The following is a 22395-nucleotide window of genomic DNA, read 5'->3' on the forward strand; positions in this document are numbered from 1 at the left end:
TTTTCATGGGCGGCGCGCGCGCCGCTCAGCCGCCCGACGCACTCACCCGCGCCTGCGCCACCGCCTCGTCGGCGTCGTGCAGCGCCACGCGGAACACGCTGCCGCTGCCCAGGCGCGAACGCACGCTGACCGGGTGGCCGAGCACGTGCGACAGCCGCGCGACGATGGCCAGGCCGAGGCCGAAGCCGTCGGAGGTGCCGGCGTGGTCAGCGACCTTGTAGAACTCCAGGAACACGTCGCGCAGGTGCTCGGGCGCGATGCCGATGCCGGTGTCCCACACCTCCACGCGCATGCCCTCGCGGGTCTGGCGCGCGGCCAGCAGCACGCCGCCTTCGGTCGTGTACTTGATGGCGTTGGCGAGCAGGTTGCCGATCATGCGGCGCACGCGGATCGGGTCGGTGAGGAACGAGCCCTCGGTCACGTGCACCCGGAAGTCCAGGCCCCGGCTCTCGGCCACGGGGCGGTACTGCAGCTCGAGGTCGTGCAGCAGCTCGGCCACGTCGACGCGCTCGATGTGCAGGCGCACCTGGCCCGCGTCGATGCGCGCCAGGTCGAACATGGAGTCGAACAGCGCGTTCACCGCGTGGGTGGCGCGCACGATCTTCGGGGCCAGTTCGAGCACCAGCTCGGGCTCGTTGCGCAGCCAGTCGGCGTACAGCGACAGCGCCAGCACGGGCTGGCGCATGTCGTGCGCGGCGCTGGCCAGGAAGCGGTTCTTCATGGCCACGGCCGACACCGCCGCCTGCCGCTGCTGCGTAAGCGACTTGATCAGGATGTGGTTGTGGAACAGCAGCTCCAGGCTGTTGCGCGCGGTCTCGTGGATGTTGCGGCCGGCGCGCAGCAGCAGAAACCAGTGCAGCGCCGGCAGCAGCGGCATCAGGTAGCCGTACTGGAAATGCGGGTGCTGCATGGTGACGGCCACGAGGCGCACCAGCACCGCGCCGAGCATGGTGATGAACAGCGTGTTGACGTAGCGCTTGAGCAGCGGCGGGTGCAGCGCCAGCCCGTTGAGCGGGAAGGTGCCCACGCCGGCCACGATGAGCCAGCTCATGAACTGGTTGACCTGCGGTGTGCGCTCGAAGAACAGCAGCACCGAGCAGCCCCAGACCACCGCGCTGGTGCTCCACACGAAGCCGTAGCGGTCGGTGAACTGCTGCTGCGCGACCGCGCTGCGCCCGGCATAGCGCACGGCGTACACGCGCGCGCCCCAGGCCCGGCAGGCGGTAGCGATGATGCCGGCGGCCAGCCAGGTCAGCAGCTCCCAGCGGGGCACGTGGCCCCAGCTCAGGCCGACCATGGCGGGCATGAGCGCCGCCGAGACGAGGTAGGAGCCGCGCGCCGAGCGCATCAGGCTGCGGATGAGTTCTCCGCGCACCCACGACTCGGCCTCGTCGGCCGACGCCGGAGCGGGTGTCACGCTTGCGATCGACGCATTCGCCATGGATGCATGACCGTGGTGGATTCGGCCAAACCAGAGAAAGATGGAGACAGGCGCCTGCGCAGGCGCCGGAAGTTCGCGATCTTAACGGCCTGTCGGGCATGGTTTCGGGAAGTAACCGCAGAAAATCCGCCCGCCCCGCGCAGCGGTCCGCCGCGACGCCCCGTTTACCATGCGGGCTGCCGACACACACCGCACGCCATGCTGAACAACATCACCCCTTTTCTCGTCCACTGGGCCATCACCGGCATCTCGCTGTGGGTCGCCAGCCATCTCTTCAAGGGGCTCAAGTTCGACAGCACCTCGGCGCTGATCGTGTCGGCGCTGCTGCTCGGGCTGGCCAACGCCATCGTCAAGCCGCTGCTGATCTTCCTGACGCTGCCGCTGACGCTGCTGACCTTCGGCCTGTTCCTGCTGGTCATCAACGCGCTGATGATCCTGCTGGTGGCGGCGCTGGTGAAGGGCTTCAAGGTGTCGGGCTTCTGGACCGCGCTGTTCGCGAGCATCTTCGTCTCGCTGCTGAGCATCGTCATCGGCTCGTTCGTGACGGGCGGCGACCCGGCCGAGCAGATCCAGATGCCGCAGGGCGGCAACTGGCTCTGAGCGAGCCCCCGCCGACGGCGACGGCGACGGTGATGATCCCGTTCCACATCGAGCAGCGCGAAAGCTGCTGAGGCGGTTGCGCGCGAAATGCCGCGCGCGCTTCGGAATCAGTGGGACGACCGGTGTGGCTTCGCGGGAAAACCGTGCGCACGCGATGCCCAGGCAATCAGAAGGCCGGGAAGCAACAGCGCCAGCAATGCCCATGGAAAAGCGCCGACGCCCGATGTCTCCAGCAGCACGCCACCGACGATGCCGCCGCCCGCGATGGCGATGTTCCACACCGTCACGAGGATGGATTGCGCCACGTCCGCGCCGGGGCCGGCTGCTTCGGCCGACGCGGTCTGCAGCAAGGCCCCGGAGCCGCCGAAGGTCAGCCCCCACGCGGCCACCGCGACATAGACCACCACCGGCTGCGTGCCGGCGACGCCCAGGGCCAGCGACGCCAGCGCAAAGCCCGCGAGGGCGAGCAGCACCAGCGAGCGCAGCATGCGGTCGATGAGCAGCCCGCTGATCCAGATGCCGGCCAGCGATGCCACGCCGAAGACCAGCAGCACCGCATCGACCCGATCGGACAGGCCGGCCGGCGCCAGGAACGGCATCACGTAGGTGTAGAGAATGCTGTGCGCCAGCACCCACAGCGCAAGCACGGCCAGCACCGGTCGCACGCCGGGCGTGACGAAGATCCGGCGCACCGGCGCGCGCTTTTCGGCCGTCTGCCCCGGATAGTCGGGCACCTGCAGGAAGACCCAGGCCATCACCGCCAGCGTGAGCAGCGACATGCCGCCGAACGCAGTGCGCCAGCCCAGCGTGGCACCCATCAACGTCCCCAGCGGGACGCCCAGCGACAACGCCAGCGGTGCCCCCAGCCCGGCCACTGCCAGCGCGCGCCCCTTGAGGTGCTCGGGCACCATGCGCCGCGCATAGCCCGCCAGCATCCCCCAGATCAGGCCGCCCGCCATGCCGGCCATGAAACGCGCAACCAGCGCGACGGCATAGCTCGACGTCAGCGCCGTGAGCGTGTTGAAGGCCAGCACGGCGACCAGCGCCGCGATCAGCAACGGTCGGCGCCGCCAGCCCAGCGTGGCCGCCGTCAGCGGGATGGCCGCAACCAGCGAGCCGATGGCATAGAGGGTCACGAACTGGCCCGCGAGCGCTTCCGACACGCCCAGGTCCTGGCTGATGCGCAAGAGCATGCCGGCCGGCATCGTTTCCGTCAGCAGCGCCAAGAAGCCGGTCATCGACAGGGCCAGCAAGGCGGCCACGGGCAGTCGTTCAGTGCGCTCGCCCACGGTGGCGGTTGTGGTGGTCATTCAGTTGTTTTCCATCGTCTGTGCCCGCGTTGGCCGGGTGGCCCGCGTTGGCGTTCACCGCAGTGTGGGCGGGAATGCATCAATGAAAAATGGGCTAAAGTTTCAAATACATGTGACTCTCAAGTCATCAATCAAAGTTAGCCAATGGAAAACCTGGGTTCGCTGAACGTCTTCGTTCGCGCCGGCGAAACGCGCAGCTTCACGGCCGCGGGGCAGCAGTTGGGCATCTCGGCCTCGGCCGTCAGCAAGGCCATCGTGCGGCTCGAAGAACGGCTGGGCGTGCGGCTGTTCCATCGCTCCACGCGCACCGTCCACCTGACGCCGGAAGGCGCGCTGTTCCTGGAGCGCTGCCGGCGCATCCTTTGCGAGGTGGAATCGGCCGAAGCGGAACTGCTGCAGACACAGAGCGCACCGCGCGGCAAGCTGCGCATCAGCCTGCCGTCGGTGGGCACCCTGTTCATGCCCAAGCTGGCGGCGTTCAAGCGGCTCTACCCCGACATCGAACTGGACATCGACTACGCCGACCGGCTGGTGGACGTCATCGAGGAAGGCTTCGACGCGGTCATCCGCACCGGCGAGCCCAGCGATTCACGGTTGATGGCGCGCCGCATCGGCTCGTGCCGCAAGGTGATCGTCGGTGCGCCGGCCTACTTTCGCCGGGCCGGCGTGCCGCGCGAACCGCAAGACCTGGCAAGCCACGCCTGCCTGCTCTATCGCTTTCCCAGCACAGGCAAGCTGGACGTGTGGCCGTTGGGCCTTGCGGCCGGCGCGCCCGCCATCGACCTGCCGGCCAGCATGGTGACCAACACGCTCGATCCGCAGGTCTGCTTTGCCGAGCAGGGACTGGGCATTGCCTGCGTGCCGGAGATCGCCGTGCGCCAGCAACTGGAACAGGGCCGCCTGGTCACGGTGCTGGACGACCACAACCGCGAACACATGATCTTCCACGTGCTGTGGCCGTCGAGCCGGCAGCTGTCGCCCAGGATCCGTGTGTTCGTGGACTTCATCGCGCAGCACCTGTTTCCGTTGTCGGATGCGCTGGAGCAGCCGATTCGCTCAGGTCAGCGCTGCGCGCCCGCCATGTAATCCACCGTCAGCTGCGACAGCGTGCGCACGCCCACCAGCAGGCTGGCCTCGTCGACGAAGAAGCGCGGCGAGTGATTGGGCTCGGCCTTGTTCGCGTCGCGGCCGGGCGGCGTGGCGCCAATCATCACGAACAGGCCGGGCGCCTTCTGCGCGAAGAACGAGAAGTCTTCGCCGCCCGTGCCCTTGGGGATCACGATCGGCGTGGCGCCGGGCACGCGCTGCAGGCTGGGCACCATCCTGGCGGTCAGGGCCGGGTCGTTCACGGTCGGGGCGTAGCCGTCGGCCTCGACGCGGACCTCGGCCGTGCCGCCGCCGCTTTGCGCGATGTGCGAGGCGGTCTCGCCCATGCGCTTGATGATGAACTGGCGCATCTCGTCGTCGTAGGTGCGCAGCGTGCCGCTCATCTCCACGGAGTCGGGAATGATGTTGTAGCGCGTGCCCGCGTTGAAGGTGCCCACGCTCAACACGGATGGCTCCTTCGTCACGTTGACCTGGCGGCTCGCGATGGTCTGGAAGCCCAGCACGATCTGCGAGCCCAGCACGATCGGGTCGACCCCGCTCCAGGGCTGCGAGCCGTGCGTCTGGCGGCCCTTCACGCTGACCTTGAAGGTGTCCGAACTCGCGGTGATGGGGCCGCTCTTGTAGCCGATCTGCCCGGTGTTCAGCGCCGAGACCAGGTGCAGGCCGAACACCGCGTCGGGCTTGGGCGCGTCGAAGGCGCCTTCGGCCAGCATGCGGCGCGCGCCGCCGATCTCGGCGTTGGGCAGTTTTTCTTCGGCCGGCTGGAAGATCAGCTTCACGGTGCCGGGCAGCTGCGCCTTCATCGAGGCCAGCACCTCGGCCACGCCCATGAGGATCGCCACGTGGCCGTCGTGCCCGCAGGCGTGCATCACGTCGACCGTCGCGAAGCCCCACTGGGCGCGCGCCTTGGAGGCGAAGGGCACGTCGACCTGTTCCTTCACGGGCAGCGCGTCCATGTCGGCGCGCAGCGCCACCACCGGGCCGGGCTTGCCGCCGCGCAGCGTGGCGACCACGCCGGTCACGGCCACGCCTTCGCGCACCTCGTAGCCCAGCGCCTTCAGGTGGGCCGCGACCAGCGCGGCGGTGCGCTTTTCCTGGTTGCCCAGCTCGGGGTGCTGGTGGATGTCGCGGCGCCAGTCGATCACCTTCTGCTCGATGGCCTTGGAGCGCTCGGCGATCAGCGGGTACAGCGGCACGGCGGCGGGCGATGCGGCAGCAGCCGCAGGTGCCTCCTGCGCCGAGGCGCACAGGGACGAGACGGCTAGGACGATGGGCAGGCACAGGCGCGCGGCCGGACGGAATCGGTGGGACATGGTGATGTGTTGTCTGAAAAGCAAGGAAGGGAAGGACCCGCCGGGCGGGAGCCCTTCGTCCGCACGGCCCCGTCGGACCGGCAGCCGATGCGCCCTTGTCTGCCGCCCGACCCCGTGAGCGTAGGAAGGCCACCGATTGGCGTCCAATCGCTTTTGCATCGACTGATAATGAATGCCTATCGATGGCCGCCGACACACCTACGCCCTCCTCCGTGCTGCACGAGCGGCTGCTCGCGCGCCTGCGCCTGCGCCACCTGAAGCTCATCGACGCGCTGGCCGCGCACTCGCACCTGCGCCGCGCGGCCGACGCGATCCACATCAGCCAGCCGGCGGCCACGCAGATGCTGCAGGAGGTCGAGGGCCTGCTCGACACGCCGCTGTTCGAGCGCCACGCGCGCGGCATGCGCATCACCGAGGCCGGGCGGCTGCTGGCGCTGCACGCGCGCATGGTGATCGACGCCATGCAGGTGGCCAGCGACGGCCTCGCGGCGCTGGCCGCGCAGGAGACGCGCGCGCTGCGCATCGGCGCCATCGAGGCGGCCATCGCCAGCGTGCTGCAGCCCGCGCTGAACCTGCTGCATGCGAAGCACCCCAAGCTGCGCCTGTTCATCGAGGAAGGCAACATCGAGCGGCTCACGATCGGCCTGCGCGCGGGCGCCTTCGACGCCGTGCTGCTGCGCCAGCCTGCGCGCGTGCCCGACGCTCACCGCTTCGTGCCGCTGCGCAGCGACGAGGTGGTGGTCATCGCCGGCATCGGCCACCCGGCTGTGCAGCGCAAGCGCCTGCGGCTGCGGCTGCGCGACCTCGCCGATTCGCGCTGGGTGCTGCCGCCCGCGCACTTCGCGGTGCGCCAGGTGATGGAAGCCGCCTGGGCCGCCGAGCGGATCGTGCCGCGCCCGCACGCCATCCAGGTGCTCACGCCGCAGCTGGTGCGCGCCCTGCTCTCGCAGCCCGACGTGGTGGTGCCGGTGCCGCGCACCGTGCTCGACCAGCTCGACCGCGCGGCCGTGGCAGAGCTGCCGCTGCGCATGAACGCGCCCATCGCGCCGCTGGGCATCCTCTACCGCACCGACAACGAGGTCGGGCCGCTGCAGCTGCTGGTCGATTTCCTCGTCGCGCAGGCCAGGAAGAAACCGTAGCCGGCGGGTTTTTCATGCGGGCAATGTCCCGCTTCACACCCGCTTAACTGTGGGGCCGCACACTCGACGCCACCCGCCCGTCCCCTCGGGACATGGCACGGTTTCCGCTCTGTAAAGTTCGCCGCCCCCGCGCCGCGGCATTGAACTCGACGGCGCGAGCCCGCTCCATCTTTGGCTTTCGTTACTTCTGCCTGTCCATGCCCGTCCACTTTGCCTCCCGCTCCGCCCCGCTCCTCACGGCCCTGTGCATCGCCGCCGCCCTCGCGGGGTGCTCGCGCACCAATGTGGAGGCTCCCGGCGCGGCCAAGGCGGCCAACGCCCCGGCGAAGGAAGTCGGCATCGTCACGCTCAAGTCCGAGGTGCTGGCCCTGAGCACCGAGCTGCCCGGGCGCACCGCGGCCCCGGTGATCGCCGAGATCCGCCCGCAGGTCGGCGGCATCCTCAAGGAGCGGCTCTTCACCGAAGGCTCGCAGGTCAAGGCCGGCCAGGTGCTCTACCAGCTCGACCCCGCTTCGCTGCAGGCGGCCCACGCCAGCGCGCAGGCCAGCGTGCGCAAGGCCGAGTCGGCCCTGGCCACGGCCCGCACCGTGGCCAAGCGCAATGCCGAGCTGGTGAAGATCGACGCCATCAGCCGCCAGGTGTTCGACGAGACCCAGGCCGCCGAGCAGCAGGCCGAGGCCGACCTCGGCGTGGCCCGCGCCGCCGAGCAGACCGCGCGCATCCAGCTGGGCTACACGCGCATCACCTCGCCGATCACCGGCTGGGCCGAGCTGTCCACGGTCACGCCGGGCGCGCTGGTCACAGCCAACCAGGCGGCGGCCATGACCACCGTGCAGCAGCTCGACCCGATCCACGTGCACGTCACGCAGTCCAGCAGCGAGCTGCTGCGCCTGAAGCGCGAGCTGGCCAGCGGCCGGCTGCAGCGCGCCAGCGAGGCCGAGGCGCGCATCCAACTGCTGCTGGAAGACGGCAGCCCCTACCCGCACGCGGGCCGCCTCACCTTCAGCGGCGTGACGGTCGATGCCGGCACCGGCAGCGTCACGCTGCGCGCCGTGGTGCCCAACCCCGACAAGCTGTTGATGCCCGGCATGTACGTGCGCGCCGTGCTGCAGGAAGGCGTGAACGACGCCGCGCTGCTGGTGCCGCAGCAGGCCGTCACGCGCGCGCCCGACGGCAGCGCCTCCACGCTGGTGATCGACGCCGAAGACAAGGTCCAGAAGCGGCCCATCCGCATCGGCCGTGCCGTCGGCACGCGCTGGCAGGTGATCGACGGCCTGGCCGCGGGCGATCGCGTGCTCATGGAAGGCTCGCAGCGCGTGAAGGTGGGCGACAAGGTGCGCACGGTCGACCTGGGCGCGAAGCCGGCCGGTGCTGCCATCGCGAGCGCCACGCCCGACGCCGCCTCCGCCACCGTCGCGCGCTGAGGCCCCGCCATGGCCCAGTTCTTCATCGACCGCCCCATCTTCGCGTGGGTGCTCTCCATCGTCGTCATGCTCGCCGGCCTGATGGCCATCCGCACGCTGCCGCTGGAGCAGTACCCCGACATCGCGCCGCCGCGCGTGTCCATCAACGCCACCTACACCGGCGCCTCGGCCAAGACGGTGGAAGACTCCGTCACCCAGGTCATCGAGCAACAGATGAAGGGGCTGGACAACCTGCTGTACATGCAGTCGACCAGCAACTCGTCGGGCGTGGCGCGCCTGTCGCTCACCTTCAACGCGGGCACCAACATCGACGTGGCCCAGATGCAGGTGCAGAACAAGCTGCAGCAGGCCATGTCGCGCCTGCCGCAGCAGGTGCAAAGCCGCGGCGTCACCGTCACCAAGGGCGGCAACGACTTCCTGCTGATCGTCTCGATGTTCTCCGGCGACGGCAGCGCCTCGGCGGTGGACGTGGGCGACTACATCAGCAGCAACCTGGTCGACGTCATCAGCCGCGTCGACGGCGTGGGCGAGGTGCAGACGCTGGGCACCGGCTACGCCATGCGCCTGTGGCTGGACCCCGACAAGCTGCGCAAGTACGCGCTCATGCCCTCGGACGTGGGCAACGCCATCACCGCGCAGAACGCGCAGGTCTCGGCCGGCCAGCTCGGCGCGCTGCCGGCCGGCGCGCAGCAGCAGCTCAACGCCACCATCACCGCGCGCAGCAAGCTGAAGACGGTCGAGGAGTTCGAGAACGTGGTGCTGCGCGCCACGCCCGACGGCGCCGTGGTGCGCCTGCGCGACGTGGCGCGTGTCGAGCTGGGCGCCGAGAACCTCACGGTGCGCTCGGTGCTGGGCGGTCGTCCGGGCGCCGGCATGGGCATCGTGCTGGCCGACGGCGCCAACGCGGTGCAGGTGGCCGAGGCCGTGAAGGCCAAGGTGGCCGAGCTGCAGCCGCTCTTTCCCAACCAGATGCAGACCTTCGTGAGCTACGACACCACGCCCTTCGTGAGCGCGTCGATCGACGAGGTGGTGAAGGCGCTGGCCGAGGCCATGGTGCTGGTCGTGCTGGTGATGTACATCTTTCTGCAGAACTTCCGCGCCACGCTGATCCCGGCCATTGCCGTGCCGGTGGTGCTGCTGGGCACGTTCGGCGTGCTCTCCGTGGCGGGCTACTCGATCAACACGCTCACCATGTTCGGCATGGTGCTGGCCATCGGCCTTCTGGTGGACGACGCCATCGTGGTGGTGGAGAACGTCGAGCGCGTGATGCACGAAGAGGGCCTGTCGCCCAAGGAGGCCACGCGCAAGTCGATGGCCGAGATCACGCCCGCGCTGGTGGGCATCGCGCTGGTGCTGTCGGCGGTGTTCATCCCGATGGCCTTCTTCGGCGGCTCGACCGGCGTGATCTACCGCCAGTTCTCGATCACCATCGTCTCGGCCATGGCGCTGTCGGTGTTCGTGGCGCTCACGCTCACGCCGGCGCTGTGCGCCACGCTGCTCAAGCCGGTCGCCAAGGGCGGCCACGCGGCGCCGCGCAAGGGCGTGCTGGGCGCGGTCGACCGCTTCTTCGCGGGCTTCAACCGCCGCTTCGACCAGGGCGCCGACCGCTACCAGGGCATCGTCGGCGGCATCGTGCGGCGCGGCAAGCGCAGCCTCGTGGTGTACCTGCTGATCGCGGCCGTGATGGCGCTGCTGTTCATGCGCCTGCCCACCTCCTTCCTGCCCGATGAAGACCAGGCCTTCCTGCAAGTGCAGGTGACGCTGCCGCCGGGCGCGTCGGATGCGCGCTTGCAGCCGGTGGTCGCGCAGATGCAGGACTACTTCACCAAGCAGCCCGAGGTGGTGAGCGTGAACGTCATCACCGGGCAGAACGGCGACCAGAGTTCGGCGCGCGCCTTCGTGAAGCTCAAAGACTGGGCCGAGCGCGAAGGCGCCGGCCAGTCGGCCGCCGAACTCGCGCGGCGCGCCAACAAGGAGCTGTCGACCATCCGCGACGCGCGCATCTTCGTGCTGCTGCCGCCGGCGGTGCGCGGGCTCGGCGCCAACGCGGGCTTCAACTTCCACCTGAAGGACATCAACGGACTGGGCCACGACGCACTGGTGAAGGCGCGCGACCAGCTCATCGACCTGCTCTCCAAGCGCCCCGAGGTGGCGAACGTGCGCAGCAACAACCTGGACGACACGCCGCAGTTCGCGGTGGACATCGACGACGCGCGCGCCGGCGCGGCCAGCCTGGCCACGTCCGACATCGACAGCACCCTGTCGAGCGCGATGGGCGGCACCTACATCAACGACTTCCTGGACAACGGCCGCGTCAAGCGCGTGTACATGCAGGGCGACACGGCCTTTCGCATGCTGCCCACCGACATCGACCGCTGGAGCGTGCGCAACAGCCTGGGCCAGATGGTGCCGTTCCCGGCCTTCTCCGGTTCGCGCTGGACGTATGGCTCGCCGCAGCTGCAGCGCTACAACGGCAGCCCCAGCTACGAGTTCGTCGGCGATGCCGCGCCCGGCGTGAGCTCGGGCGACGCCATGGCCGCCGTCGACGAAGTGATGAAGCAGATGCCCGCCGGCATCGGCTACGAATGGACCGGCGCCTCGTTCCAGGAACGCCTGTCGGGCGCGCAAGCGCCGGTGCTCTACGCCATCTCGATCTTGTTCGTGTTCCTGTGCCTTGCGGCCCTGTACGAGAGCTGGTCGGTGCCGTTCTCGGTGATCCTGGTGGTGCCGCTGGGCATCGTGGGTGCGCTGCTGTTCACCAGCCTGCGCGGCCTGAGCAACGACGTGTACTTCCAGGTCGGCCTGCTGACCACGGTGGGGCTGTCGTCGAAGAACGCGATCCTGATCGTGGAGTTCGCCAAGCAGCTGCAGGAGCAGGGCAAGGGCGTGATCGAGGCCACGCTGGAGGCCGTGCGGCTGCGGCTGCGCCCCATCCTCATGACCTCGCTGGCCTTCGGCTTCGGCGTGCTGCCGCTGGCCATCGGCACGGGTGCAGGTGCAGGTGGGCGCCAGTCGATCGGCACCGCGGTGCTGGGCGGCATGGTGGTCGGCACCGCGCTGGGCATCTTCTTCGTGCCGTTGTTCTTCGCGATGATCCGCGGCTGGCTGGAAGCCCGCCGCAAGCCGGCCGAAACGCCACCGGATGCCTTGCCCGCGGAACAGGGAGCCCAGTGATGACGCGCACTCTCCTGCCCCGCCTTCCCCTGCGCGCACTGGCCTGCGCCGCCCTGGCCTCGGTCGTGCTCGCGGGCTGCGTCAACCTCGCGCCCGCGTATGAAACGCCCGTCTCGCCCGTACCATCGAACCTGCCCTCGGCCGGCATCGCCACGACCACACCCCTGGACATCGGCTGGCGCGACTTCTTCGTCGACAAGCAGCTGCAGGGCGTGATCGAACTCGCGCTCGCCAACAACCGCGACCTGCGCGTGGCGGCGCTCAACATCGAGCGTGCGCGCGCCCAGTACGGCATCGCGCGGGCCGACCTGTTCCCCACCGTCAACGCCGGCGCGAGCGGCACGCGCTCGCGCACGCCGGGCAGCCTGTCGACCAGCGGCGAATCGCGCATCGCCTCGCAGTACAGCGCCAACCTCGGCATGACGGCCTACGAGCTCGACCTGTTCGGGCGCGTGCGCAACCTCGGCGAATCGGCGCTGCAGGGCTACTTCCAGACCGAGGAAACCCAGCGCAGCACGCAGATCAGCCTCGTGGCCTCCGTCGCCACGGCGTGGCTGCAGCTGGCCGCCGACGAACAGCGCCTGCAGCTCGCGCGCGGCACGCTCGAGAGCCAGCGCAAGTCCTTCGAGCTGGTGCAGCGCAGCCATGCGCTCGGCGCGCAGTCGGGCCTGGCGCTGGCGCAGGCGCAGAGCACCGTCGATGCCGCGCGCGCCGACGCCGCGGCCTTCGACAGCCAGGTCGAGCAGGACCGCAACGCGCTGGCGCTGCTGGTCGGCGCCACGCCGCCGCCCGAGCTGCTGCCGACCGCCGCCACGACCGCCGACGTCGCGCAGCTGCTCGTGCCCCCGGCCGGCCTGTCGTCGAGCGTGCTGCAGCAGCGGCCCGACGTGCGCGCCGCCGAGCACGCGCTGCGCGCGAGCAATGCCGACATCGGCGCGGCGCGCGCGGCCTTCTTCCCGCGCATCGCGCTCACCGCCTCGGCCGGCACCGCGAGCAGCACGCTCTCGGGCCTGTTCGCGAGCGGCAGCAAGGCCTGGAGCTTCGCGCCGTCGATCAGCGTGCCGATCTTCGACGGCGGCGCCAACCGCGCCAACCTGCAAGTGGCGCAGGCGCAGCAGAAGATCCAGATCGCCACCTACGAGAAGGCCGTGCAGACCGCCTTCCGCGAAGTGGCCGACGCCCTGGCCGAACGCCGCACGCTGGCCGAGCGCCTCGACGCACAGCGCTCGCTGCGCGCCGCCACCGCGCGCAGCTTCGAGCTCTCGCAGTCGCTCTTCAAGAGCGGCGCCGCCAACTACCTCGACGTGCTGGACGCGCAGCGCAGCGACTATGCGGCGCAGCAGACGCTGATCGGCTTGCAGCTCACGGAGCAGACGAACCGGCTGGCGATCTACAAGGCGCTGGGGGGTGGGTGGAGCGAGGCGTCCGGCACGCAGCAACCTGCGCAAGGCGACTGATGCGCCGCCGCCCTACGCACCAGCCACAGCGTAGGGCGTGAACCTGCTTTCGTTCTCGTTCACATCCAGCGGCCGCCCGACAAACGGGAACGCCCGCTGCGGGCAGGCCACGCGCTCGCAGACCTTGCAGCCCATGCCGATGGGCGTGGGCACGTCGGGGTCCTTCAGGTCCAGGCCCTTGGCGTAGACCAGGCGCGGGGCGTGGCGGATGTCGCAGCCCAGGCCGATCGAGAAGGTCTTGCTCGGCGAGCCGAAGCCGCGCTGGCCGTGCGACACAGTGCGCGCGATCCACAGGTAGGCGCGGCCGTCGGGCATGCGCGCCAGCTGCGGCAGCACGCGCCCGGGCTGCGCGAAGGCCTCGTACACGTTCCACAGCGGGCAGGTGCCGCCGGTCTTCGAGAAGTGGAAGTGCGTGGCCGATTGCCGCTTGGAGATGTTGCCGGCCCGGTCCACGCGGATGAAGAAGAAGGGCACGCCCGACGCGCCCGGGCGCTGCAGGCTGCTCAGGCGGTGGCACACGGTTTCGAAGCCCACGCCGAACTGGCGCGCGAGCAGGTCGATGTCGTAGCGCAGCGCCTCGGCCGCCTGCAGGAACGGACCATAAGGCAGCAGCACGGCGGCCGCGAAGTAGTTGGCCAGCCCGATGCGCGCGAGCGCGTGGGCCGGGGCGTCGCCGAAATCGGCCTGCACGACCAGCGATTCGATGAGCGCGGCCTGCTCCAGCAGCGCGAGCTGCGTGGCCAGCTGGAAGGCCTGCTGGCCCGGCTCCAGGCCCGCCGACAGGCGCAGCACGCGGCGGGCCGGGTCGTAGCGGCGCTGGCTGTCGAGCGCGCCCTCCCCTTCGTCGCCCGGCACCACGCGCACGCCGTGCGCCGAAAGAAGCCGCTGCTGGAGCCACTCGGCGAGCGGTCCGCCCTGCGCGCGGGCCTCGGCGGCGAGCGATTCGGCGGCGGTGTCGAGCGGGTCGAAATGGTTCTGGTGGGCAAAGAAGAAATCGCGCACCACCTCGAAAGGCATCGGCCGGCTGCGCGAGATGTCGCCGCGCCCGTCGCCCAATTCGGCGGCCATGAGCTCCAGCCGCTCCTGCGCTTCCTGGTGGCGGCGGTGCAAGGCGAGCAGCGCGCGCGCCACGGCCGGCATCTGCGACGCCACCTCGCGCAGCTCGGGCAGCGCCACGGCCTCGCCGCCGGGGTTGTCCGCCAGCGCCTCGCGCATGCGGGCCACCAGCCGCGCCTCTTCGTCTTCGGAGAACTGCTGCACGTCGACGCCGAGCGTCTTGCTGATGCGCAGCAGCACCGCCACGGTGAGCGGGCGCTGGTTCTGCTCGATCTGGTTCAGGTAGCTCGGCGACAGGCCCAGCATCTGGGCCAGCGCCACCTGCGTGAGGCCGCGTTCGGCGCGCAGCGTGCGCAGGCGCACGCCCATGAAGGTCTTGCTCATCGGGTCACCTCGTGGGTCTTGCGATATTCGCAATATTTGCAAAATCAGCCATCTTCATTCGCAATGATTCGCCAATTCAGGCCTTCATTATGGGCATTCGATTGCGTAAATTGCGAAGTATGACAAACCGATCCGCCGCCATCGAGCTGACCGACATCGTGTTCCCCGAGCACGCCAACCACTACGGCACGCTGTTCGGCGGCAACGCCCTGCTGCTGATGTCCAAGGCCGCCTTCCTCGCCGCGCGCGCCTTCGCGAAATCCGACGTGGTGATGGCCAGCCTGGGCGACGCGCAGTTCCTCGCACCCGTGCCCGTCGGCCACGTGCTGCGCCTGCGGGCCTGGGTGACGCGCGCCGGGCGCAGCTCGCTCACGGTCTGCGTCACCGGCGCGGCCGAGCCGCCCGACGGCGAGGCCCGCCCTTCGCTCAAAGGCCTGTTCGAGATGGTGGCCGTCGACGGCCGCGGCCGTCCCGCGCGCCTGCGCAACGCCTACCTGCACACCGACAAGGAACCCGCATGAACGACACCGCCACCCCCACCGGCTTCAAGCCCAAGAAATCCGTCGCCCTGTCGGGCGTGACCGCCGGCAACACCGCCCTGTGCACCGTGGGCCGCACCGGCAACGACCTGCACTACCGCGGCTACGACATCCTGGACATCGCCGAGGTCTGCGAGTTCGAGGAAATCGCGCACCTGCTGGTGCACGGCAAGCTGCCCACGTCCGCCGAGCTGCGCGCCTACAAGGCCAAGCTGAAAGCCATGCGCGGCCTGCCCGCGAGCCTGAAGGAGGCGCTGGAGCAGCTGCCTGCCAGCGCCCATCCGATGGACGTGATGCGCACCGGCGTCTCGTCGCTGGGCTGCCTGCTGCCCGAGAAGGAAGACCACAACCTGCCCGGCGCGCGCGACATCGCCGACCGCCTCATGGCCTCGCTCGGCTCGATGCTGCTGTACTGGTACCACTGGTCCACGCAGGGCCGACGCATCGAGGTCGAGACCGACGACGACTCCATCGGCGCGCACTTCCTGCACCTGCTGCACGGGCGCAAGCCCAGCGCGCAGTGGGAGCGCGCCATGCACACCTCGCTCAACCTGTATGCCGAGCACGAGTTCAACGCCTCCACCTTCACGGCGCGCGTGGTCGCGGGCACGGGCTCCGATGTGTACTCGGCCATCACCGGCGCCATCGGCGCGCTGCGCGGCCCCAAGCACGGCGGCGCCAACGAGGTGGCCTTCGAAATCCAGAAGCGCTACGACGCGCCCGACGAAGCCGAGGCCGACATCCGCCGCCGCGTCGCCGCCAAGGAAGTCGTGATCGGCTTCGGCCACCCGGTCTACACCGTGAGCGACCCGCGCAACGTGGTCATCAAGGGCGTGGCGCGCACGCTGTCGCAGGAGGCCGGTTCGACCAAGATGTTCGACATTGCCGAGCGGCTCGAGGCCGTGATGTGGGAGGTGAAGCAGATGTTCCCCAACCTCGACTGGTTCAGCGCCGTGAGCTACCACATGATGGGCGTGCCCACGGCCATGTTCACGCCGCTGTTCGTCATTGCGCGCACCTCGGGCTGGGCGGCGCACATCATCGAGCAGCGCATCGACAACAAGATCATCCGGCCGAGCGCCAACTACACGGGCCCCGAAGACCTGAAGTTCGCGCCGATCCAGGATCGGAAGTAAAAACACGAGAAGAAGAAAAGCGCCCGTGCCTGCGCGCGGGTGCCGAGCGACAAGCGCCCCATGAACACCGACTACCGCAAGAACCTTCCCGGCACCGCGCTGGACTACTTCGATGCGCGCGCAGCCGTCGAGGCGATCCAGGCCGGCGCCTGGGCCCCGATGCCCTACACCGCGCGCGTGCATGCCGAGAACCTCGTGCGCCGCTGCGACCCGGCGATCCTCGTGCAGAGCCTCACGCAGCTCATCGAGCGCCGGCGCGACCATGACTTTCCGTGGTTCCCCGCGCGCGTGGTCTGCCACGACATCCTCGGCCAGACCGCGCTGGTCGATCTGGCCGGCCTGCGCGACGCCATCGCCGAACAGGGCGGCGACCCGTCGCAGGTGAACCCCGTGGTGCCGGTGCAGCTCATCGTCGACCATTCGCTGGCGGTGGAGTGCGGCGGTTTCGACCCCGATGCCTTCGCGAAGAACCGCGCCATCGAGGACCGGCGCAACGAAGACCGCTTTCACTTCATCGAATGGACGAAGCGGGCCTTCCGCAACATGGAGGTGATACCGCCGGGGAACGGGATCATGCACCAGATCAACCTGGAGCGGATGTCGCCCGTCGTGCATGCGCAGGACGGCGTGGCCTACCCCGACACGCTGGTCGGCACCGACAGCCACACGCCGCACGTCGATGCGCTGGGCGTGGTCGCCGTCGGCGTGGGCGGGCTCGAGGCCGAGAACGTGATGCTGGGCCGCGCCTCGTGGATGCGGCTGCCCGACATCGTCGGCGTGCGCCTCGCGGGCCGGCCGCAGCCGGGCATCACGGCCACCGACGTCGTGCTCGCGCTCACCGAGTTCCTGCGCGCAGCAAAGGTCGTGGGCGCGTACCTCGAGTTCCACGGCGAAGGCGCGGCCAGCCTCACGCTGGGCGACCGCGCGACCATCTCCAACATGGCCCCCGAGTACGGCGCCACCGCGGCGATGTTCGCCATCGACACGCAGACGCTCGACTACCTGCGCCTCACAGGCCGCGCCGACGAGCAGGTGCGCCTGGTCGAGGTCTATGCGAAGCAGGCGGGCCTGTGGGCCGACACGCTCGCCGAGGTCGTGTACGAGCGCGTGCTGCAGTTCGATCTGTCGACGGTCGTGCGCAACATGGCCGGCCCGTCGAACCCGCATGCGCGCGTGGCCACCGCCGACCTCGCGGCGCGCGGCATCGCCGCACCGTGGGACGAGGTGCCCGGCCAGATGCCCGACGGCGCGGTGATCATCGCGGCCATCACCAGCTGCACCAACACCAGCAACCCGCGCAACGTGATCGCCGCAGGCCTGCTCGCGCGCAACGCCAACCGCGTGGGCCTGGCGCGCAAGCCTTGGGTCAAGACCTCGCTCGCGCCCGGCTCGAAGGCGGTCACGCTGTACCTGGAAGATGCGGGCCTGATGCGCGAGCTCGAACAGCTGGGCTTCGGCGTGGTCGCCTATGCCTGCACCTCGTGCAACGGCATGTCGGGCGCGCTCGATCCGGCCATCCAGCAGGAGATCGTGGAGCGCGACCTGTACGCCACGGCCGTGCTCTCGGGCAACCGCAACTTCGACGGGCGCATCCACCCGTACGCGAAGCAGGCCTTCCTGGCCTCGCCGCCGCTGGTGGTGGCCTACGCGATTGCGGGCACGGTGCGCTTCGACATCGAGAAGGACGTGCTCACGGTGGTCGACGGCAAGGAGATTCGCCTGAAAGACCTCTGGCCGAGCGACGAAGAGATCGACGCCATCGTGAAAGCCAGCGTGAAGCCCGCGCACTTCCGCCAGGTGTACGAGCCGATGTTCGCGATCCAGCCCGACACGGGCGAGCAGGTGGCGCCGCTGTACGACTGGCGCCCCGCCTCCACCTACATCCGCCGCCCGCCGTACTGGGAAGGCGCGCTGGCCGGCGAACGCACGCTCACGGGCATGCGTCCGCTGGCGATCCTGCCGGACAACATCACGACCGATCACCTCTCGCCGTCGAACGCGATCCTGCTGGACAGCGCAGCCGGCCAGTACCTGCAGCGCATGGGCCTGCCCGAGGACGACTTCAACTCCTACGCCACCCACCGCGGCGACCACCTCACGGCGCAGCGCGCCACCTTCGCCAACCCCACGCTGAAGAACGAGATGGTGCGCAAGGCCGACGGCACGGTGCGCGCCGGATCGCGCGCGCGCGTGGAGCCCGAGGGCGAGGTGATGCGCATGTGGGAGGCCATCGAGACCTACATGCTGCGCAAGCAGCCGCTGATCATCGTGGCCGGCGCCGACTACGGCCAGGGCTCGTCGCGCGACTGGGCCGCCAAGGGCGTGCGGCTGGCCGGCGTGGAAGCGATCGCGGCCGAAGGCTTCGAGCGCATCCACCGCACCAACCTGATCGGCATGGGCGTGCTGCCGCTCGAATTCAAGCCGGGCACCAATCGCCTCACGCTGGGCCTGGATGGCACCGAAACGTACGATGTGACCGGCGAGCGCAACCCGCGCGCCGACCTCGTGCTGGTCGTGCACCGCCGCAATGGCGAACGGCTCGACGTGCCCATGACCTGCCGCCTCGACACCGCCGAAGAGGCCTCCATCTACGAAGCCGGCGGGGTGCTGCAGCGCTTTGCGCAGGACTTCCTCGCCGCCACGAAAGCCGACTGACGATGCCGCACCTTCCGCAGATCAAGATCCCCGCCACCTACATGCGCGGCGGCACCAGCAAGGGCGTGTTCTTCCGCCTGCAGGACCTGCCCGAGGCCGCGCAGGTGCCGGGCCCCGCGCGCGATGCGCTGCTGCTGCGCGTGATCGGCAGCCCCGACCCCTACGGCAAGCAGATCGACGGCATTGGCGCGGCCACGTCGAGCACCAGCAAGACCGTCATCCTCTCGAAGAGCGAGCGGCCCGGCCATGACGTGGACTACCTCTTCGGCCAGGTGTCGATCGACCGGCCTTTCGTCGACTGGAGCGGCAACTGCGGCAACCTCTCGTCGGCCGTGGGCCCGTTCGCGATCAGCAACGGCCTCATCGACGCGGCACGCGTGCCGCGCGACGGCGTGGCGGTCGTGCGCATCTGGCAGGCCAACATCGGCAAGACCATCGTCGCGCACGTGCCGATGACCGGCGGTGCGGTGCAGGAGACCGGCGACTTCGAACTCGACGGCGTGACCTTTCCCGCGGCCGAGGTGCAGCTCGAATTCATGGACCCCGCCGCCGAAGAAGACGGCGCAGGCGGCGCGATGTTCCCGACCGGCAACCTCGTCGACGCGCTGGAGGTGCCCGGCCTCGGCACGCTGCAGGCCACGATGATCAACGCCGGCATCCCCACCGTCTTCGTGAACGCGGAGGCGCTCGGCTACACCGGCACCGAGCTGCAGGACGCGATCAACGGCGACGCCGCCGCGCTCGCCCGCTTCGAGGCCATCCGCGCGCACGGTGCGCTGCGCATGGGCCTCATCCGCACGCTCGACGAAGCGGCCAGCCGCCAGCACACGCCCAAGGTCGCCTTCGTGGCCAAGCCCGCCGGCTACACCGCATCGAGCGGCAAGGTCGTGGCGGCCGGCGACATCGACCTGCTCGTGCGCGCGCTGTCGATGGGCAAGCTGCACCACGCCATGATGGGCACGGCGGCGGTGGCCATCGGCACGGCCGCCGCCATTCCCGGCACGCTGGTGAACCTCGCGGCCGGTGGCGGCGCGCGCGAGGCCGTGCGCTTCGGCCACCCCTCGGGCACCTTGCGCGTGGGCGCGCAGGCCCGCCAGGTCGATGGCGAGTGGCAGGTGACCAAGGCCGTCATGAGCCGCAGCGCCCGCGTGCTGATGGAAGGCTGGGTGCGTGTGCCCGGCGACACCCTTTGAGCTTTCAGATCCATTCACAGGAAATTCCGATGTCGACTCGCAAGACCCTCCGATCCCTGGCCGAGGCCCGCCGCGGCGTGCTGGTGCCGGGCGCCTTCAACGCGCTCTCGGCGCGCGTCATCCAAGACCTGGGCTTCGAGGCCATCTACGTCACCGGCGCGGGCGTCACCAACATGTGGTTCGGCCTGCCCGACCAGGGCTTCATGGGCCTGCACGAGATCGCCGACCACACGGCGCGCATCCGCGACGCGGTGAACCTGCCGCTGATCGTCGATGCCGACACCGGCTTCGGCAACGCGCTGAACGTGCGCCACACGGTGCGCGTGCTGGAGCGCGCGGGCGCCGACTGCATCCAGTTCGAGGACCAGGTCGCGCCCAAGCGCTGCGGCCATTTCTCGGGCAAGGAGGTGATCTCCACCGAGGAAGCCGTCAACAAGATCAAGGCCGCGGTCGATGCGCGCACCGACCCCGACCTGCTCATCATGGCCCGCACCGACGCGGCGGCGACGCTGGGGTTCGAGGCCGCGATCGAGCGCGCGCAGAAGTTCAGCGAGGCCGGCGCCGACATCCTGTTCGTCGAGGCCGTCACCACGGCTGACGAGATCCGTGCGCTGCCGCAGCGGCTGGCGAAGCCGCAGCTCATGAACATGGTGATCGGCGGCAAGACGCCGATCTTCGGCGCCGAGGAACTCGGCGGCCTCGGCTACGGCATCGTGCTGTATGCCAACGCCGCGCTGCAGGGCGCGCTGGCCGGCATGCAGAAGGCGCTCACGGTGCTGCGCGACACGCGGCGCATGGACGAGGACCCGTCGCTGGTCGCGCCCTTCGCCGAACGGCAGCGGCTGGTGCGCAAGCCCGAGCTCGATGCGCTGGATGCACGCTACGCCAGCTGAGGTTCTCTACAAAGAGTCCTTCAGCTTCGCACGCAGCCGGCTCACCGCCTGGCCGTGCAGCTGGCACACGCGCGACTGGCTCACCTCGAGCACCGCGCCGATCTCGCGCAGGTTCAGCTCTTCCTCGTAGTAGAGCTTGAGCAGCAGCTGGTCGCGCTCGGGCAGCGCGCCAATGGCGTCCACCAGCTGGTGGCGAAAGCCGCTTTCGAGCAGGCGCGCCAGCGGGTCGTCGAAGTCGCCGCGCCCCTTGCGCGCCTCCTGCGCATGCAGGTCGAGAAAGGGGTTGTCGGGGTCGCCCTTGGCGAAGTCTTCCACGTACAGCAGCTGGCAGCCCTGGATGTCCTGCAGCATCGACTGGTAGGTCTCCAGGTCGACCTTCAGCTCCTTCGCGATCTCGCCTTCGGAGGGTGCGCGGCCCAGCCGGTGGCCCAGCGCCTGGATCGCTTTCTCGATGCCGCGCGCCGACTGGCGCAGCCCGCGCGACCCCCAGTCGCTGGCGCGCAGCTCGTCGAGCATGGCGCCGCGGATGCGCTGGCTGACGAAGGTCTCGAACTGCGCGCCGCGGTGGTCCTGGTAGCGGCTCGACGCGTCGAGCAGGCCGAGCATGCCGGCCTGGATCAGGTCGTCCAGCTCCACGCTGGCCGGCAGCCGCGCCATCATCTGCAGCGCGATGCGGCGCACCAGCGGCTGGTGCTGTTCCAGCAGATGCGATTTCTCGATGGTGCCCTGTGCGGTGTACACGGCCGTCCGTCCTCGTGGTCGTGTCTCAGGCCGCGAGCGCCTGCGGGAACACGGCCGGCCGCGCAGGCGTGCGCCAGGTCCAGCGGCCCATGTCGTCGGCGATGGCGCGGAAATCGACCGCCGCCGCGCTGGCCGGAAAGGCCTCGACCACAGTCTGGCGCAGCCGCGCCGCGTCGGCCAGCCAAGGGTCGGTGCGCACCCAGCCCACGGGCAACAGCGACAGCGCGAGGTAGCGGCTGGCGGCCTGCGCGAGGTTGTGCATGACCTGCTGCGCGGTGCCCGCATCGGCCACGCCGTTGAGCAGGAAGCGCAGCTGCTTCAGCGCATGCGCGCGGTGCAGGCGCTTGATGCCTGCGTAGGCCGAGGTGATGGCCGCCGGGTGCGGCTGCAGCACCAGCAGCAGTTCGTCGGCGCTTTCCGCCAACGGCGACAGGCGGCCTTCGTCGTCGAAAGCCGCATCGACGAGCACGATGCCGCGCGGCCACAGCGTGCGCGGGTCGATGGTCGCGCCAGGCGATGCGGGCAGCACCTGCACACCGCACACCGCGTTGGCAGCGGCCTGGTCGATGCGCAACCGCCGCCCCGCCACATCGGCCAGCGTGCCGCGCGGGCCCAGCGCCCACACGTCGCACACCGAGCGCATCGTTGGGTGATGCTCGTCGAGCAGCAGGACGTCCTTGCCCTGCTGCGCCAGCGCCGCGCCCAGGCTCATCGCGGCCGTGGTCGCGCCCGCGCCGGGCCCCATGCCCGCCACCGCGACGACGCGCACCGGTGCCTGCCCGAGCAGCCGGCGCAGCCCGTCGGCCTGGTCCGTGACGCGTGCGCTCATCGCC

The 22395-nt window shown here is 69.9% G+C and carries 17 protein-coding genes; 11 read left to right on the plus strand and 6 right to left on the minus strand.

All coding sequences use genetic code 11. The features are described 5' to 3' along the window. Nucleotides 1–25: 25 nt before the first annotated feature. Nucleotides 26–1441 carry a surface-behavior sensor histidine kinase ShkS gene (shkS, locus tag AC07O4_RS17265; protein WP_070061585.1) on the minus strand — a complete coding sequence of 472 codons (1416 nt, stop codon included), beginning with the start codon at nucleotides 1439–1441 and terminating at the stop codon, nucleotides 26–28. A gap of 198 nt (nucleotides 1442–1639) precedes the next feature. On the opposite strand from shkS, the gene AC07O4_RS17270 reads away from it, so the two are divergent. Continuing rightward, nucleotides 1640–2041: a phage holin family protein gene (locus AC07O4_RS17270; RefSeq protein WP_062482043.1), complete on the plus strand. Its 402-nt coding sequence runs from the start codon at nucleotides 1640–1642 to the stop codon at nucleotides 2039–2041. Between the two features lie 107 nt (nucleotides 2042–2148). On the opposite strand, the gene AC07O4_RS17275 is transcribed toward AC07O4_RS17270, so the two are convergent. Further along, on the minus strand, nucleotides 2149–3351 hold the full coding sequence (locus tag AC07O4_RS17275) for an MFS transporter (RefSeq protein WP_495305193.1): 1203 nt from the start codon (nucleotides 3349–3351) through the stop codon (nucleotides 2149–2151). A 144-nt stretch (nucleotides 3352–3495) separates the two neighbouring features. Between AC07O4_RS17275 and AC07O4_RS17280 the strand changes: the two genes are divergently transcribed. Next, nucleotides 3496–4437 carry a LysR family transcriptional regulator gene (locus tag AC07O4_RS17280; RefSeq protein ID WP_095946654.1) on the plus strand — a complete coding sequence of 314 codons (942 nt, stop codon included), beginning with the start codon at nucleotides 3496–3498 and terminating at the stop codon, nucleotides 4435–4437. On the opposite strand, the gene AC07O4_RS17285 is transcribed toward AC07O4_RS17280, so the two are convergent. Then, complete coding sequence (locus AC07O4_RS17285; protein ID WP_495305194.1) at nucleotides 4413–5771, minus strand: amidohydrolase; 1359 nt, start codon at nucleotides 5769–5771, stop codon at nucleotides 4413–4415. The genes AC07O4_RS17280 and AC07O4_RS17285 overlap by 25 nt on opposite strands. Nucleotides 5772–5953: 182 nt before the next feature. Here AC07O4_RS17285 and AC07O4_RS17290 point away from each other — a divergent pair, with 182 nt between their 5' ends. The 4 genes from AC07O4_RS17290 (at nucleotide 5954) to AC07O4_RS17305 (ending at nucleotide 12965) form a co-directional block, all read left to right on the plus strand. Beyond that, nucleotides 5954–6910, plus strand: a complete 957-nt coding sequence (locus AC07O4_RS17290; protein ID WP_495305195.1) for a LysR substrate-binding domain-containing protein — start codon at nucleotides 5954–5956, stop codon at nucleotides 6908–6910. 197 nt (nucleotides 6911–7107) lie between these two features. Further along, on the plus strand, nucleotides 7108–8334 hold the full coding sequence (locus AC07O4_RS17295; protein ID WP_495305196.1) for an efflux RND transporter periplasmic adaptor subunit: 1227 nt from the start codon (nucleotides 7108–7110) through the stop codon (nucleotides 8332–8334). A 9-nt stretch (nucleotides 8335–8343) separates the two neighbouring features. Continuing rightward, nucleotides 8344–11508 (plus strand): efflux RND transporter permease subunit, encoded by a 3165-nt coding sequence (locus AC07O4_RS17300; protein ID WP_495305197.1) that lies wholly within the window; start codon nucleotides 8344–8346, stop codon nucleotides 11506–11508. After that, nucleotides 11508–12965: an efflux transporter outer membrane subunit gene (locus AC07O4_RS17305; RefSeq protein WP_495305198.1), complete on the plus strand. Its 1458-nt coding sequence runs from the start codon at nucleotides 11508–11510 to the stop codon at nucleotides 12963–12965. The genes AC07O4_RS17300 and AC07O4_RS17305 overlap by 1 nt, the downstream gene beginning before the upstream one ends. Before the next feature lie 12 nt (nucleotides 12966–12977). On the opposite strand, the gene AC07O4_RS17310 is transcribed toward AC07O4_RS17305, so the two are convergent. Beyond that, nucleotides 12978–14405, minus strand: a complete 1428-nt coding sequence (locus tag AC07O4_RS17310; RefSeq protein WP_495305199.1) for a short-chain fatty acyl-CoA regulator family protein — start codon at nucleotides 14403–14405, stop codon at nucleotides 12978–12980. Between the two features lie 119 nt (nucleotides 14406–14524). On the opposite strand from AC07O4_RS17310, the gene AC07O4_RS17315 reads away from it, so the two are divergent. From AC07O4_RS17315 to AC07O4_RS17335, 5 genes are read left to right on the plus strand one after another with little or no spacing between them, the layout of a single operon-like run. After that, nucleotides 14525–14926: an acyl-CoA thioesterase gene (locus AC07O4_RS17315; RefSeq protein ID WP_139704672.1), complete on the plus strand. Its 402-nt coding sequence runs from the start codon at nucleotides 14525–14527 to the stop codon at nucleotides 14924–14926. Beyond that, on the plus strand, nucleotides 14923–16080 hold the full coding sequence (gene prpC, locus AC07O4_RS17320; protein ID WP_492728892.1) for a bifunctional 2-methylcitrate synthase/citrate synthase: 1158 nt from the start codon (nucleotides 14923–14925) through the stop codon (nucleotides 16078–16080). Before AC07O4_RS17315 ends, prpC begins: the two co-directional genes overlap by 4 nt. A 60-nt stretch (nucleotides 16081–16140) precedes the next feature. Next, complete coding sequence (gene acnD / locus AC07O4_RS17325) at nucleotides 16141–18735, plus strand: Fe/S-dependent 2-methylisocitrate dehydratase AcnD (protein ID WP_495305200.1); 2595 nt, start codon at nucleotides 16141–16143, stop codon at nucleotides 18733–18735. 2 nt (nucleotides 18736–18737) lie between these two features. Then, complete coding sequence (gene prpF, locus AC07O4_RS17330) at nucleotides 18738–19928, plus strand: 2-methylaconitate cis-trans isomerase PrpF (protein ID WP_495305201.1); 1191 nt, start codon at nucleotides 18738–18740, stop codon at nucleotides 19926–19928. A 29-nt stretch (nucleotides 19929–19957) separates the two neighbouring features. Further along, a complete protein-coding gene (locus AC07O4_RS17335) occupies nucleotides 19958–20821 on the plus strand; it encodes an isocitrate lyase/PEP mutase family protein (RefSeq protein WP_492734261.1) in 864 nt (287 codons plus the stop codon). A gap of 6 nt (nucleotides 20822–20827) precedes the next feature. Here the strand turns inward: AC07O4_RS17335 and AC07O4_RS17340 are convergent, their stop codons facing one another. Both AC07O4_RS17340 and AC07O4_RS17345 read right to left on the minus strand, forming a co-directional pair. Continuing rightward, a complete protein-coding gene (locus AC07O4_RS17340) occupies nucleotides 20828–21562 on the minus strand; it encodes an RNA polymerase sigma factor FliA (protein ID WP_495305202.1) in 735 nt (244 codons plus the stop codon). A gap of 25 nt (nucleotides 21563–21587) precedes the next feature. Next, nucleotides 21588–22391, minus strand: coding sequence for a MinD/ParA family ATP-binding protein (locus AC07O4_RS17345; protein ID WP_495305203.1), 804 nt, complete (start codon nucleotides 22389–22391; stop codon nucleotides 21588–21590). Nucleotides 22392–22395: the final 4 nt, after the last annotated feature.

Source organism: Variovorax sp. GW821-FHT09D04, assembly GCF_059416405.1.